Annotated in this window: 10 protein-coding genes; all 10 read right to left on the minus strand. The window is 43.2% G+C overall.

Going from position 1 to position 15430, the window contains the following annotated elements; translation table 11 throughout:
• Positions 1–168: 168 nt before the first annotated feature.
• The 10 genes from G601_RS24810 to argJ all read right to left on the minus strand — a co-directional run bounded on the left by G601_RS24810 (position 169) and on the right by argJ (position 15425).
• A complete protein-coding gene (locus G601_RS24810; RefSeq protein ID WP_026664872.1) occupies positions 169–4581 on the minus strand; it encodes a BspA family leucine-rich repeat surface protein in 4413 nt (1470 codons plus the stop codon).
• A gap of 272 nt (positions 4582–4853) precedes the next feature.
• On the minus strand, positions 4854–6320 hold the full coding sequence (locus G601_RS0106405; protein WP_026664873.1) for a ComEC/Rec2 family competence protein: 1467 nt from the start codon (positions 6318–6320) through the stop codon (positions 4854–4856).
• 34 nt (positions 6321–6354) lie between these two features.
• Positions 6355–7293 carry a GerMN domain-containing protein gene (locus G601_RS0106410; protein WP_051205646.1) on the minus strand — a complete coding sequence of 313 codons (939 nt, stop codon included), beginning with the start codon at positions 7291–7293 and terminating at the stop codon, positions 6355–6357.
• A 31-nt stretch (positions 7294–7324) separates the two neighbouring features.
• A complete protein-coding gene (locus G601_RS0106415; RefSeq protein ID WP_026493345.1) occupies positions 7325–8797 on the minus strand; it encodes a sensor histidine kinase in 1473 nt (490 codons plus the stop codon).
• Positions 8798–8812: 15 nt separating this feature from the next.
• On the minus strand, positions 8813–9493 hold the full coding sequence (locus tag G601_RS0106420; RefSeq protein WP_026493344.1) for a response regulator transcription factor: 681 nt from the start codon (positions 9491–9493) through the stop codon (positions 8813–8815).
• Between the two features lie 21 nt (positions 9494–9514).
• The gene (locus G601_RS22220; RefSeq protein ID WP_051205647.1) at positions 9515–10261 is read right to left on the minus strand and encodes a helix-hairpin-helix domain-containing protein; all 747 of its coding nucleotides are present in this window, start codon (positions 10259–10261) and stop codon (positions 9515–9517) included.
• A 157-nt stretch (positions 10262–10418) separates the two neighbouring features.
• On the minus strand, positions 10419–11948 hold the full coding sequence (locus G601_RS22225) for a sugar ABC transporter substrate-binding protein (protein ID WP_051201137.1): 1530 nt from the start codon (positions 11946–11948) through the stop codon (positions 10419–10421).
• 17 nt (positions 11949–11965) lie between these two features.
• The gene (locus tag G601_RS0106435) at positions 11966–13150 is read right to left on the minus strand and encodes an aspartate aminotransferase family protein (RefSeq protein ID WP_155834482.1); all 1185 of its coding nucleotides are present in this window, start codon (positions 13148–13150) and stop codon (positions 11966–11968) included.
• A 58-nt stretch (positions 13151–13208) separates the two neighbouring features.
• Positions 13209–14099: an acetylglutamate kinase gene (gene argB, locus G601_RS0106440; RefSeq protein WP_026493342.1), complete on the minus strand. Its 891-nt coding sequence runs from the start codon at positions 14097–14099 to the stop codon at positions 13209–13211.
• Positions 14100–14201: 102 nt separating this feature from the next.
• On the minus strand, positions 14202–15425 hold the full coding sequence (argJ, locus tag G601_RS0106445) for a bifunctional ornithine acetyltransferase/N-acetylglutamate synthase (RefSeq protein ID WP_035790416.1): 1224 nt from the start codon (positions 15423–15425) through the stop codon (positions 14202–14204).
• Positions 15426–15430: the final 5 nt, after the last annotated feature.

Consider the following 15430-nt stretch of genomic DNA (forward strand, 5'->3'; position numbering starts at 1 on the left):
TATTATTTGAGATGTTTTATTCTTATGAGTTTCCAGCATACCTTGAACAATATACAATTATATAAATTTCTCTTTCTGCATCAAATTCATATATTTTCTTCTACGATTTTTTACATTAGAAATCCCCTGAGCAGTCATAAACCACCCAGGGAATTTCTTAACAATCACTTATTTAACTTTTCCATTGGTCTGTTTCTTTATCTTATCGACCATGGCTTTCTTTTCATTTTTCTTTAAGCCCTTTACCTTGATGGTACAGCCCTTATTTACTTTCTTAAACGCGGACTTTCCAACAGTCAGATCAGAATTTGCCTTTACTGTTACCTTCTTAAGATTAGGACAGTTATAAAATGCCTTACCACCTATCTTTGTAACTGTAGAAGGTATCGTAGCAGACTTAAGTTTCTTCATCCCCTTGAATGCCTTTGAGCCGACTTCCGTTACGGAATAGGTAAGACCCTCATGGACAATGGATGAAGGAATAGAACAGGTCTTAGCCTTCTTATTCTCAAGCTTTACTACCGCAAGGGTATCGTCACCCGTTACGCGGTATACCTTACCTGCGCTTGTAAACTCAGTACCTACAGGAAGAACTTTCTTCTCAGTACCTGCTGTGTTCTGATTATTGGCAGCACCATTGTTCTGAGCGGGCTGGTTATCATCGGACTGAACGTTCTGGGCATTGCCATTATCAGCATTACCGTTTCCATTGTCTCCGCCCTGCTGCCCATTACCGCCCGGCTCCTCATTATTCTGAGGCTCTTCACCATTTTGAGGCTCATCCACCTGTGAATACTCGCCAGTAGATCCGCTAAACCGTGCGGTTAACTTCTCACTCTTTGCGATTGAGAAACCATACTCAGCATCTATAGAAAGGAGCTTATGATTTTCGTCATACCATCCGATGAATCCTGCGCCTTCGTCAGGTGCAGCCGCAAGTGAAACATAATCACCCTGCGTAAGGTTATAATAATCCTTTCCGGCAGCACCATTACCATCAACAGAAACCTCGACGGTAAGCTTTCCGGTGTCCTCCTCAGAGATCAGAGTCTTTTCAATAACAGCACCCTTCTCATCCAAAAGGTCTAAATTATTTATGGTCGCACCATCAACAATATCCATCTCATAGGTCTTACCCTTTTCAAGAGGAAGCTGATGATAGTAAATTCTTGGACCCGCAAGTGTGTCGCAGTTGTACTGATTAACCGAATAGTCCATAAAGCCTGTATCATTGCCAATAAGCTCAATATGATAGTTGCCTGTTCCAGGGATCACAAACACCTTGGACTCTCCATTAACACCAGTTACAACGCCGTCAGTTGAAACACCATCAGTATCATCCGGTACATCATTTATTATCTTACCGACAACTTCACCGGATTCATTTGTAATTCTAACATCAACAGGACAATTAGCAAAACAAGTATAATACGTTTCTTTAGGGAAATCCTCCTCACCTTCAAGCGTGTTCATCCATGCTAAATATGTTTCACACATATGAGCATTAGAAAAATATTCTTTCAAGTTAAAAGCCCATCCCAAAAAAGGTATTTTACGCCCTTCATTATAACCAAAATAACCAGCAGTAATAAATCCCAAGAACCCATATTTAAATGATAATAGGTCTCCATTAGGAGGCTCCATCTCACGCAGACTCTTTTCCTTGATAGCATTAGAAGCCAGAAAATCATAGAAGACGTCCCTTAACACCTTATCTGTTTCATGGCCTGTCAAGGAAAGCAAATTCTTATGATAATATTCGAACGCACTAGTTACCTCTGAATTTATATACAATACATACTCCGTAACAGGCCCCATACCCATTCCATACGGTTCATATGTCTTCTTTGTACTGCCTACATACCCCTGCCATAATCCACGGGCCTTTTCCAAAATCTCATTATACTTCCACCGAGGGTTCGTCGCATGCTGAGACGGTAAGATATAGGTCTTCCCATATCTATGATAGCCCCAGAGAGCAGGCATAACTTTAGTAACAAAATCTTCTGGATTTACAAAATTGAATATATTCTCATGACCAGATTCATGCCCATCTTTTGATACATTCGGACATGCAAATGCATACACATAAACATCATCCTTACCCTTTACACCATATGTAGAAGGGTCACTATTTATGTCATGCCCTATAAGGTTCGCAACAGCAGCACCTCTGCTATGGCCTGTGACAAGGATCTTTACTTCCTTACCCTCGAAAATATTCTCATACGCCTTCATATACTGCTTCAAACCGTAAATTCCCTCCGGGGATTTACCTTCAACAGTATCAGCACCTCTCCTGAAGCCGATATGCTCATCCACCGGCGCGCCCGTCTCCGGGTCCTGCCCATCACCTGACAAGAAATCATCATACCATTCCCATCCATCAGTTCCGCGGAGTACCACAGCAACAAGCACAGTATTCGGATCTATATCAGTATAACCAATCCAAAAAGTATTCTTGTCACCGCCTGTACCGTTTTCCTTATCACGCTTGTCCTTATAGAAAAATCCACCACGCGCATGAGGAGTATACCATTCATAATCCGAAGTTTGATACAAAGGGCCTGTCACAACATCTTCATCAAAATCATGAAAGTTCAAGCCGTTTAAACACTTCTTTATAGCCGTACCATAATCTACTTCCTCCTCTGAATACGCCATCAAAGAAAGACCGCAGGCAAGCCTAGCAAGTTCATGATTATACTTGGTTGAAGATTTATAAAACCAATTTCTCTTAAGATTAAGCTCGACAGTACCCGTACCTCCCTCATCAGGCTTATGATAAAGCGTTGCTCTATAGGTGGAACTAGGATATACAATAGTATACCCAGGTTTTATATAATGATGAGACTCACTGCTAGGCTCAGCATAATTATCCGCAACGACTATCCCACCGACTTGATTGTCACACTCATAATCATAGTCGTCATCAATACCATATTGTTCCGGAAAAACCATTTTCACCTTTAAGTTTTTAGGCGTCTTTATCTCCTTCAATGATGTACATTCGCCAAACACATTCTCCATACTTCGTGATATTGCATCTGACGCATCAACTCCACTCAAATCTACTTTCTTAAGCGCACTACAACGATAAAACATATGTTCCATGCTTCGTACACTCTGTGCTTCAACCTTGCTTAAATCTATTTCTTCAAGTGAACTACAATCAAGAAACATATCATCCATGTTTAGCACACTTGACATATTGGTTTCTTTTAAACCTACTTTCTTAAGAGAGCTGCAGTCAAAAAACATACAGTCCACCTTAGTAACATTTGTCAAATTGAGCCCATTTAAATTTATCTCTTCAAGTGCACTACAACCATAAAACATGTATTCCATGGTTTTTGATCTTTTTACACCTGACATATCAACCCCACTCAAATCTATTTTCTTAAGTGCTGTACACCCCTCAAACATTCTTGCCGTAGAAATTGCATTTGACATTTTGAGTCCATTTAAATCAACTTCCTCAAGAGCCTTACAGCCCATAAACATTTGTGTCATGTAAGCCACGCTTGATATATCAAGTTCTCTTAAATCTATTTTCTTAAGTGCTGTACACCCCACAAACATTTGATACATGTCAGTTACACCTGACATATCAAGCCCACTTAAATCTATTTCTTCAAGCGAACACCCCACAAACATTTGACGCATACTAGTTACGCTTGATATATCAAGTCCTCTTAAATCTACTTTCTTAAGCTTGTTACATCCGGAAAACATACCATACATGCTAGTTACCCTGGAAGTATCAAACCTACTCAAATCTATTTCTTTAAGCGCCTTACAGCCCACAAACATACAGGACATATTTTTTACACTTGATGTATCCGTATGTTCACCAAAAACAATGCTCTCTACATAAGATAAATCACGAAATAATTGCTTCGCATCACTTGCCATCTTACCATCTATATTTACAGACTTGATGTTCTCCACGCCATAAACATTTGCAAAATTCAACTGCCGAATATTAGTTCCGGTAATATAAAGAGTACCATCCTCAAGCCAGTACACCATGCCATCAGACTCGCGTTTCTGCACGTCATCTGACTTAGATTCCCTCAGCATATCCTCAGCTGAAGGCTCTGCATCATCGCCCCCGTCATCAGGAACATCGAAATTAAAGAGATCGTCCGTATTCTGACTGTCATCAGAAGGAACCTCTGTCTGTTCCTGCGATACAGTATCCTCGGGCGCACTTTCCCCGTTACCGCTATCGTCAGAACTCTCTTCGTTTGTTTCTTCATTTGATTTTTCTTCCTCAGTAGAATCCTCGGAAGATGCCGTTGATGCGGCAGATGATGAAGCCCCACTATCACTTTCTTCACTCTCCTGTGTCTGCCCGGAAGCCCCACTTTCCGGAGTAGACTGCTCCTGCCCTTCTGATGGTGTCTCATCAGATACCCCTTCGGCAGGTGTCTCATCAGATACCCCTTCGGCAGGATCTTCACTGGTAAGAGGTTCTGTCACCTCTTCTGCATGTACCGTGATACTGCCAGTGTTTCCGAGCGCACTCGTAGAAACCAATGACAGAGCCATCAGCACAGCCAAAAACCTTTTCTTCATTATTCCAACCTCCCATAAAAATTAAAACGTACGTTAATAGAGTATCACACAGAGTTACACTTTTAAATTGACATAATAACCAAAGCTATAGAAGCCGCTTCTATAGCCAAAAAGATCGCATATCATACACAGGGTATATCGCGCAGAGGTTATATAATGAAGTTCTAATTGTTCAATATTAACATTTTCGCACAACTTTTTAATTTGAATTTTTCCAGAATTTGGAATGAACTTTATGTGAATATAGTCTTGTAACCCACGTGTTTAAGCCATTATTGAATTGTTCCTGTGAGCAATATGACACCCTGCCCTACATCAAGGGCGGTTATCCTAAGCTCCGGTCTTATTCTTATGCAGAGTACGATAAGCCCCGTCAAAAGCAGAAAGTATCTGATATAATCAAGAATTCTTTTCCTGTGCTCTTTATCCTTCCCTGTGCAAAGCCTGATTCTTACTGTTCTTCCTCCGAGAAATACAAAAAAGCCAAGAAGCATCAGGTATATAACAACCTGCCATACGTCAGCATGGCCTGCATACCAGGTATTTGACGGAAGCGCTTTTCCCACATTGCAGCAGATAAGAAACCACCTGATAATAAAATGGCATCCCAGGCCTGTAACTGCGCCCGCAGATAAAAACAGCGATCCCAGCGCTATGCTCATGATTCCAAGGAGCATAAGCATGGACATCAGCGGCAAAATAAAGATATTAAGCACTATGGAATATACAGGATATGTGTAGTAAAAGCTCATGCTCACGGGTAATGTAACAAGCATTATGGACAGGCTTACCGAGATAAGCTTAAGCCTTCCTTCTCTTACTACCACAGGCATAGCAGGGAGAACGTAGCCAATTGCAAGGACTGCCCCAAAGGACATCAGAAAACCGCTATGTTTAATATAAAGCGGCTCAGAAACAAGGATCAGCACTCCCGATAATGAAAGTGCAGATAGCATATCATAGCTCCGGCCAATAATATCTGCGCCGAGGTTTACAGCAAACATGACAATTGCTCTAAATGCCGATGTGCTCATCCCGCACATCACACCATAGGAATACATGATAGCAGTCGAAACAGCAGCTGCTACTATGATCCGCGCGCCAAGCTTCCTCATGAGCTTATACAAGGTCATTCCGATGATCGAAATGTGCAGGCCGGAAACAGCCATTATATGTATAATCCCATTCCTCTTGAAATCTTCCTTTATATCATCTGAAAGTCCCGACTTATCACCAAGGAGGATAGCCTTCATAACTCCTGCATCCTCATCTGACAGTATCCCGTCAAGGACATGCTCAAAATATATCTTTGCCTGATACAGGCCTTCGGAAAAATAATCCTCACGGCCTCCGATTCCCAGTATTTCCACATCTGTAAGACTATATTCAGTTTTCAAAATTCGGTAGTAATTCCGGCTGTCAAACTCGCCGGGATTGCGGCTCTCCGTGAAATTCCGTACCTTTCCCCTGACCTTAAGGTAACAGTCCATAGGCAGCCTGTACCGCATGTCATCCAGGTATAAAAGGATTTTCCTGTCATTTGCCGTTTTGAGATAAAGAATAAGCTGCTTATCTCCCGATAGAGGGCTTATCCTCTCCTCTTTACCACTAATAATTCCATTTACTGTAATGCTTTCCCGATCCGTGGGAGTAGAAAACTCTTCTGCTGGTAGAAATTGCAGAAGAAAGAAGACAGCTGCTGCGAAAAGTCCAGAAGCTACACATAACGGTCTTTTCATTATTATTTTCCAGTCGTTATAACTGTGAAAATACTTACTGTCTAACTACATCAAGGTTCCTCTCAAAAACTGTACTGAGAGCTATTTTCTCCATAAAATATCCCTCTGAAGAACCGTTGACTGATATTTGTACCTTGTTAACATCAGCAGTTTCACAGATAGTGTTAACAAGAGAATACAGCGCTATTTTAGGATCTATGTCACCCATTCTGGTAAGAATCCCACCATCAAAATCGACGTAGCAAACACCGTCTCTTACTGATACGGAATTGATCTTAGCCTGAGGGTTCAAGGATGCACATGCAAGATCTGTGTTAGGACCTGCAAGAAGCTGCTCAACTACCAGTCTCTGCATGAGAATATTACTGTTGTAGACAACGCTTCTGTACACAGGAATGAGCTCCTGGCCGTCCTCTGAAGCAAAATAGAGGATAAGCTCAGCCTTTTCATAGGCATTGATCTCGTTACCTGCGTTATATACAAAATCATCGGCTGACATATTACCGATAATATTCCCATCATCATCAAGAAGTGGAGCTTTATCCACTGTAAAGGTCACGTACTCGATCTCAGGTATCTGGGTAAGTGTTCTTACCATAGCAGCCCTGTCGAGAATCTCCGTGGTCTTCTCTGTACCAAGGTAAGTGCTGGCAAAATCAAGGGTGAGCACACCACCATTAAGTGAATAAGAAAGAAGATTAACCGGTCCGTAAATAGGAGCTTCATACTCAAGCTTGGGCGGCTGTGTCTTCATCTGTTCAAGAAGCTCGGATATAACCGAATCTGTTTCGCTCATATCTGCCTTGATCTCATAATCCTGGAAGATCAGGCCTGTCTCTGCGGAGTTCAGATAATAAACCTTAACAAGCTTCTCGTTATCGGCACTTTTATCACCTGAGCAGCCCACCATACAGCAGGGAATAAGCATCAGACACAATATTAAGTTGATCAGTTTTTTCAAAGTGTTGTTCATATCCTGTGTTATTCCTGAAACTGTTAATAAGTTATTCCAGAGACTGCATGTAAATAAGAGGTATGCGAACCGTAAATGTGGTTCCAACATTCTCTTCACTCTTAACTTCTATAGTTCCTCTGTGCATAAGTATTGCATTGTGTGTTATCGCAAGTCCAAGGCCTGTTCCGCCAATCTCTCTGGACCTGGATTTATCAACTCTGTAGAACCTCTCATAGATTCTGTCTATGCTCTCTTCAGGAATACCAATTCCTGAGTCACTTACTTCACAGGTGAAATACTGATGATCCGCATCAAGCTTAACCTTTACGAATCCATCGTCCTTATTGTATTTCACAGCGTTCTCAACAAGATTCATAAGTGCAAGTGAAAGCTTGACTTCATCTATCTCAGCTGTAATTTCTCTTGTGGTTTCCAGTGTCAGTTCTATGTTACGCTTGTCCGCGATGGGTTTCATTCTCTTCATGATGACTTCCATCATCTGAACCACATCAACAGAAGTGATATTTAAAGGTGTTGCCTTTTTATCCATTCTGACGAGCTCTAAGAGGTCATTGATTATCTTGTTCTCTCTGTCAACCTCAGCAGCGATATCCTCCATAAAGTCTCTGTACACCTCATTGGGAACATCCTCCTGCATGATAAGTGAATCAGCAAGAACCTTCATGGATGTAATAGGTGTCTTAAGCTCATGGGACACGTTGGATACGAATTCCTGTCTTGAGGCATCAAGTGCATTCATTCGGCCAAGAAGCTGGTTAAATGCATTGATGATATGCTCTGTCTCGTAATAATCAGATCCTGCGATTGGCTCGTTTGTAAAGCCCAGCTTAACATCATTGATGGCTGTTGTAATCCTGTCGAAGGGCTTAAGGAGTCTTCCTGACATAAAGACAGCAAGAACAAGAATAAGAATTACCGCGATAACCTCAATGGTAACAGCTCTTCTTGTGAGGATGTCCATGGTCGTAGTTATATAATCCGTGGAAACACTGATAAGAAGAACTCCGGTAACAACATCCTCCTGCTTGGTCTCAGCTGCCACGTCGCCGCTCTCATAGGTCTTTGTCTCTATGATGGGCGCTGTCATCTCGATATATCTGTTGTTCCTGTCATATACAGCTGTAGAACCGGTGGCACCATTTTTAAGACAGCCCACAACTTCCTCTGAAATAATGGTCTTGCCCTCACTAATGCCATAGGTATCCTTACGAATAGTCAGGTTATCATCGATAACCATAACTCGTCCGTCGTAAAGATTGGCCAAAAGATCCAGCTCGGCGTTAATAACCTCCGAGGTGGTATCTGAAAAATAGCTGTAATTTATCAGGTGATTTGCGAGAATCTTCAGCTGTGTCGAGACCTCTGACTCTCTCACGTTGACAGCACGGTCTTCGTAGCTTTCAAGAATCGCAGAATGAATCACGAGGCATGAAATAAGCCCCGTGAAAAATACGATTGAAAATATTCTGAATCTAAGACTTTTAAATGGGTTGTAAATCATCTCAGCTCCGTTTAATTATGCCTGGAAGTAATAACCTGAACCCCACTTTGTTCTAACATACCTTGGCTCGCTAGGGTTAACCTCGAGCTTCTCTCTGAGTCTCCTCACATGAACATCAACTGTTCTCTCATCTCCCGGGAAGTCCTCTCCCCAAATAGCATGAAGAAGCTCACTTCTGCTGTAAATCTTACCGGGTGCAGCCACAAGGAACTCAAGAACGTCGAATTCCCTGCTGGTGATGTTGATCTCTTTGTCACCAACATACACTCTTCTGTACTCCTCATTAACTGTAAGATCTCCGAAGGTAAGAACTCTTGCAGGCTCCTCAGGCTTGCTTGTTCTTCTGATGATGGCCTTGATTCTGGCCTTAACCTCAAGAATATTAAACGGCTTTGTAATATAATCGTCAGCACCGTACTCAAGTCCAAGAATCTTGTCCATGTCATCGCCCTTAGCTGTAAGCATTACAACGGGGACATTTGAGAACTCTCTGATCTGCTGACAAACCTCAAATCCATCCATCTTAGGAAGCATAACATCGAGTAGTATGATGTCATAATTATAGGTACGAGCCATCTCAAGTGCCTGCTCACCGTCGTATGCGGTATCAACATGCATTCCATCCTGTTCGAGGCTGTAACGAATACCTTTTACAATTGTCTTTTCATCATCAACGACTAATACCTTTTTTGCCATCTTTCCTACTCCATTAAAAATTTAAACTTTTATATGATCCTTTATTTTTGAAAAGAACTTATCCTTGATACCTGTTACCTTCATGATATCTTCGATAGTTCCGAATTTCCCATTCTCTTCTCTGTAAGCAATGATGTTCTTTGCTCTGCTGGGTCCAATCCCGGGTATATCGCAAAGCTCTGACTCCGAAGCAGTATTGATATTGACTTTACCGCCCTCTGAAGAACTCTCTGCCTCTGCTGTAACAGCTCCGGTAATACCTGCATCATCACTTCCTGCTGAAGCTGTGTCATCTGCGCCATCTCCTGCTGCCATACTCTCCTCTACAGTCGGAATCTTGATCTTAACTCCATCCTCAAGGATAGTCGCCTGGTTCACAAAGTCGCTGTCGGCATCCTGTAAAAATCCGCCTGCTGCCTTGATGGCATCCACAACTCTGCTGCCTGTGGGAAGCTCATACACTCCCTCACAGAGCACTGCTCCGCAAACATGAACCATAATGGTCTCGGGAGCCTTGGACTCGGGAGCCTTGGAAGCTTCTTCTGACTTGTTATCAGATTTTTCATCTGATTTATCCGCTTCCGAAGAACCTGTATCTGAGCTGTTCTTCATCTCCTCGGTATTATCCTCAAGAGCCGGAGCACCTGAATCTGCAACCGCCGTTTCAGGCTCAGTCAGCACAATATCGGCGTCCTTCCTGTCACATCCAGTCAGTAATACGCCTACAAGTAATAACGTTATAAAATTTTTCGTAATATGTTTATGCATGTATCCTCCAAAAAAATCAGGAGGCCCCACCACGCATCGACTTAAGATAGTCCAACAATCATAATATCGGAAATATAATACAAACACAAGATGTCTGTAACATTTTCGTAACAATTACAAAAAAATGGCGCTTTAGGACTATTCTTTTGTATATTTTTTATTCTTCCTGTCCTTCGGTAATAACAACCGTTGCATCAGGAAGTCGCTCTTCCTCTACTGCTGTGCCGTTTATCTGCAGCTTTACATTTTCAGACAGAGTCTTTAACGTATCATTAACATCTGCCCCATCCCAGATATCAGCAAAAGCAATCTCAAGCTGAACCCAGAAATTGCTTGTAGCCATGAGCTTCGGCATAGGAACAGAGTTGCCGTAAACACTTACAAATGACACAAGAGATGCGTTACTGTAAGGAATTCCCTCATGGGCGATAAGCTTACCGCTCATTGTATAGCAGGCATCAGTATTCTCACTGCATAAAAACTCTGCGAATTCATTAGCCATGTCCTGATGCTCGGAATATCCGTTGATCGCAAGACAGTTTGTTACAGACATTGTTCTGGTCTTGTAATTCTCGTTAAGGGCAGGCATTGTAGCAACGCCATATTCAAAGCTGCAGTTACCCTCAGCCTTTGCTGCCTCTATCTTAGCCACAGCATCAGAGGTAGCCACTGTGAAAACAGTTTTTCCATCTATGAAATCCTGAAGCACCTTGTCATAATTAACAGCGCTCTCATCAATAGCGAAAAACTGGTTCAGCTGCTGATAAAAGCTCATGCAGTTGATGGTGTCTTCGTTATAAACATTTATTGCACTTATATCATCACCTGACTCACCGCCAAGATTCATATAATTACCAACAAAGAAATAATTGTAAAAAATATCCGTAACATCCCACTGGAATACAGATTCTACCGACTCCGGAGCGTTATAGTTATCAGCAAAAAGAAGGATATCCTCGATAGTTGAAGGAAGCATCTCCTGCACTCCCTGCTGAACCTCCTCAGGACTGACAGTAACCTCTTCCACTGCTTCACCCTCAACATCTCCCTCTGCGGGAACCTGCTCAGTGCCATCGCTCTGGGTAATATCCTCACCCTCGATCTCGCCTGCATCCGCAGCCGCCTGGGCAGCCTCGCCCTCAGCGGCATCAATCTCAGCCTGCTTGCGGGCTCTCACCTCATCCTCAAGATATGTTCTGTTATATAAAAGTGAGCTTGTCTCGAAATAGTAGGGATATGCAATTATCTTGCCGTTATAGGTTACAGCATTTTTTGCAGAGTCACTAAATCCAAGAGCTTCATCGTCAAGAAACTCCGGATTCTTAATTTCCCTTGCAAGCCCTGCAAGATAAGCCTTTTCAAGTCCGTCATGAGTCATTATGAAAACATCGGGATAGTTGTCTCCGGCAACGGAAGCCTTGCTGATCTCCTCAAGATATTCAAGACCTGACACGCACTCTATCTCCACTCTGGCCTTCTTACTCTTTTTGTTGTACTCAACAACCTTGGCAGTAAGATAATCCGTCAGAGCATCATCCGTGTACCATAATCTGATGGTGGTCTTGTCATTAGATCCGAAAATCGTGCGCTCCTCGTGAAGCCCCATACCTGATTTTGAATAATAGAAAGCTGCTGAAAGCAGCGCTATAATAAGAACTGCTCCCAGCAGCCTGAATCTTATCTTCATAATAACCTCGCTAATAATTAGTTCGGAAGAAGAGGCTCCAAAATGCTGATCATGTCATCAACATCCTTCCTGGTGATGACAAGCGGAGGTATAAAACGAATTACATTTGCTCCTGCATTTATCAGGATAAGTCCGTTTTCAAGAGCTTTATTTATAATATCACCGACAGGGCGGTCAAACTCCAGTCCCTGAAGCAGTCCACTACCTCTGCGGTCTACAATGCAGTCATAACGGGATTTCAATCCTTCGAGCTTCTCCTCCAGATAAGCCGAAACCTCTCTCACGTTATCTATTATATGTTGAGTCTCGAATAAATCAAGGACTTTGTTAATGGTTGCGCCTGCAAGAGGGTTGCCTCCGTAGGTTGTTCCGTGGTCACCTGCAACGAGTGAATTCTGGCCTACTTTTTCAGTCATAAGGAATGCTCCAACCGGCACTCCGCAGCCAAGAGCCTTGGCCGTTGTCATGATGTCAGGCTTAACACTGTATTTCTGCCATGCATACATGTAGCCGGTTCTTCCCATGCCACACTGAATTTCATCAAGAATAAGAAGGATATCCTTTTCATCGCAAAGTGCTCTCACACTCTTAAGGAATTCCTCGGAAGCGGGATAAATTCCGCCCTCTCCCTGAACTGTCTCCATGATGATCGCAACAGTCTTGTCAGTAACCTGCTTCTTAACACTTTCAAAATCATTGAAGGTCGCAAAGCGGATGTTGCCGATCATAGGCTGGAAAGCGTCTCTGTAGTGGGCATTGCCGGTAACAGAAAGGGCTCCGAAGGTTCTTCCGTGGAAGGAGTGATTCATGGCGATAATCTCATGATCTGTTCTTCCATCCTTCAAAAATCCATATTTTCTTGCAGCCTTAAGGGCACCCTCAACAGCCTCAGCTCCGCTGTTTGTGAAAAATACCCTGTCCATTCCGGATACTTCCTTGAGCTTACGGGCTGCTTCGATAGCCGGTACATTGTAGTAATAATTGGAGGTATGGATTACCTTATCGATCTGATTTTTCAGAGCATCGTTGTACTCCTTATTGCCGTAGCCAAGCGCAAACACGCCTATTCCGGAGACAAAATCGAGATAGCTTTTGCCGTCCAGGTCATAGAGGTGCACACCCTCGCCCTTATCGAGAACTACCTGATATCTGTTATAGGTATGTAAAAGGTCGCGCTCCGCCTCATCTATATATTCTTTCATTGTGCTCATGGTTTTACCCTCCCGAGTATGCATAGTCTTTAAGTCTTTTTATGAAAAATCACTCCTGATTCTCGTCAGCGTCCGGAGTAAACATGGTTCCGACACCCTTGTTGGTGAAGAACTCAAGCAGCAGGCAGTGAGGAATTCTTCCGTCAAGGATATGGACTCTCTTAACACCCTCTTTTACTGCGCTTGTGCAGTTTTCAAGCTTGGGAAGCATTCCGCCTCCGATGTTACCGCTAGCGATGAGCTCGTCTGCCTGAGATACTGTAAGTCTTGAGATAAAGGTGGAAGGATCGTTGATATCCTTGTAAACACCTTCGATATCTGTAAGGAAAGCGAGTTTTTCAGCGCCAACCGCCTTTGCAATTGCGCATGCAGCATCATCAGCATTTATATTGAAGGTTTCGAAATTCTCATTCATTCCGACAGGTGCAACGATAGGCAGGTAGTCGTTATCCATAAGGTCATAAAGGATCTTGGGATCAACCACATCAACGTCGCCAACATAGCCGATATCCTGGCCGCCGGAGAGCTTCTTCTTTGCTCTTAAAAGACCTGAATCCTTGCCGCTGATACCGATTGCCTTAACGCCCAGCTCCTGAACCATTCTGACAAGACACTTATTCACCTTGTTGAGAACCATCTCAGCGATCTCCATGGTCTCAGCATCAGTAACACGAAGACCGTTTACAAATTCGGCTTCTTTTCCGACCTTGCCGACCCATTTGCTGATAGCCTTTCCGCCGCCATGAACTATGATAGGCTTAAAGCCGACAAGCTTAAGAAGTGTAACGTCCTTGATGACGTTTTTCTGGAACTCTTCACTTTCCATGGCACTTCCGCCGTACTTAACAACGATGATCTTGCGATTGTATTTCTGAATGTAAGGAAGTGCCTCGATGAGCACTTCAGCCTTCTTTAAAACTTCCTGCATATCCTTGTCCATTTTTCCTCTCCTTCCAAATTCACAATGAAGTTCTGCTCTCGCCTACGCTCGTCAGAACACGTTCGAACCAGGTTCGCTAAAACCTCGCCAAGTCCTCTCAGCTTAGCTACGATAGTCTGCATTAATCTTAACGTAATCATAGGTGAGGTCACATCCCCACGCAGTAGCCTCTTCAGTTCCGATGTGCATATCTATAACAGCGATGACCTCCTCAGCAGAGAGAACCTTGGTTGCGTATTCTTCATCAAAGGTCTGAGGCTCACCCTCTTTAAACATGAGAACACTTCCTGCTTCACTTTCTATTGAAAGTGTCACCTTTTCAGGATCAAAGAGGACTCCCGAATATCCAAGTGCGCAGAGCACGCGGCCAAAGTTGGCATCATGTCCATAGATCATTGCCTTTGTAAGTGATGAGCAGATTACTGATTTTGCAAGAGTCCTTGCATTCTCCTTGGTGTCTGCATTTATTACATGTGCTGTGAAAAGTGCGGTTGCACCCTCGCCGTCACCGGCCAGCATCCTAGCCATCTCTTTACATATAGAATTAAGAGCCTCCACAAAGGTGTTGTAATCATCGCCCTCCTCGGTGATCTCCTTGTTTCCGGCTTCGCCGTTTGCAAGAACCATAAGGGAGTCGTTGGTTGACATGTCTCCGTCTACAGAGATCATGTTAAAGGTGTCTACAACAACGGTCTTAAGCGCCTTCTGAAGAAGGTCGTGAGATATTGAAACGTCTGTTGTAACAAAGGAAAGCATTGTGCACATGTTGGGGTGGATCATTCCTGAGCCCTTGGCAAGTGCTCCCATCTTACAGGTGGTTCCGCTGATCTCGAACTCCATAGCCATCTGCTTGGAATGTGTATCAGTTGTCATGATGGCTTCAGCTGCGCCTGTAGCGGCCTCCTCAGAATCTGAAAGCTCAGGTACCATCTGGGCTATTCCCCTTTTTACAGCCTCCATGTTCATCTGCATTCCGATAACACCGGTGGAAGCTACGAGAACTGAGTTCTTGGGAAGTGAAAGAAGTGATTCAACCTCGCCGGCAGTCTCTGCACAAAGTCGCTTTCCTTCCTCGCCTGTGCATGCATTTGCGATTCCGGAATTAGCAACGATCGCGTGAACCGGATGAATACTGCTGCATATCTCCTTGTCCCACATAACAGGTGCTGCCTTTACCACATTGCTTGTGAAAACACCTGCTGCCGTACATGCTGATTCACTGTAGATAAGCATCATGTCCTTGCGGTTTTTATATTTTATATTTGCTTCTGTACTTGCAGCCTTAAAGCCCTTAGCTGCTGTAACGCCACCTGATATTTTTTTCATAGTCT

Source organism: Butyrivibrio sp. FC2001, from assembly GCF_000424125.1.
Classification (GTDB): domain Bacteria; phylum Bacillota; class Clostridia; order Lachnospirales; family Lachnospiraceae; genus Butyrivibrio.

Bases quoted from the DNA above. Each gene is read 5' to 3' on its own strand.
- argB (WP_026493342.1), bottom strand. From the start codon at position 14,099: ATGGACAAGGATATGCAGGAAGTTTTAAAGAAGGCTGAAGTGCTCATC.
- G601_RS0106420 (WP_026493344.1), bottom strand. From the start codon at position 9,493: ATGGCAAAAAAGGTATTAGTCGTTGATGATGAAAAGACAATTGTAAAA.
- G601_RS24810 (WP_026664872.1), bottom strand. From the start codon at position 4,581: ATGAAGAAAAGGTTTTTGGCTGTGCTGATGGCTCTGTCATTGGTTTCT.
- argJ (WP_035790416.1), bottom strand. From the start codon at position 15,425: ATGAAAAAAATATCAGGTGGCGTTACAGCAGCTAAGGGCTTTAAGGCT.
- G601_RS0106405 (WP_026664873.1), bottom strand. From the start codon at position 6,320: ATGAAAAGACCGTTATGTGTAGCTTCTGGACTTTTCGCAGCAGCTGTC.
- G601_RS0106410 (WP_051205646.1), bottom strand. From the start codon at position 7,293: ATGAACAACACTTTGAAAAAACTGATCAACTTAATATTGTGTCTGATG.
- G601_RS0106415 (WP_026493345.1), bottom strand. From the start codon at position 8,797: ATGATTTACAACCCATTTAAAAGTCTTAGATTCAGAATATTTTCAATC.
- G601_RS22220 (WP_051205647.1), bottom strand. From the start codon at position 10,261: ATGCATAAACATATTACGAAAAATTTTATAACGTTATTACTTGTAGGC.
- G601_RS22225 (WP_051201137.1), bottom strand. From the start codon at position 11,948: ATGAAGATAAGATTCAGGCTGCTGGGAGCAGTTCTTATTATAGCGCTG.
- G601_RS0106435 (WP_155834482.1), bottom strand. From the start codon at position 13,150: ATGAAAGAATATATAGATGAGGCGGAGCGCGACCTTTTACATACCTAT.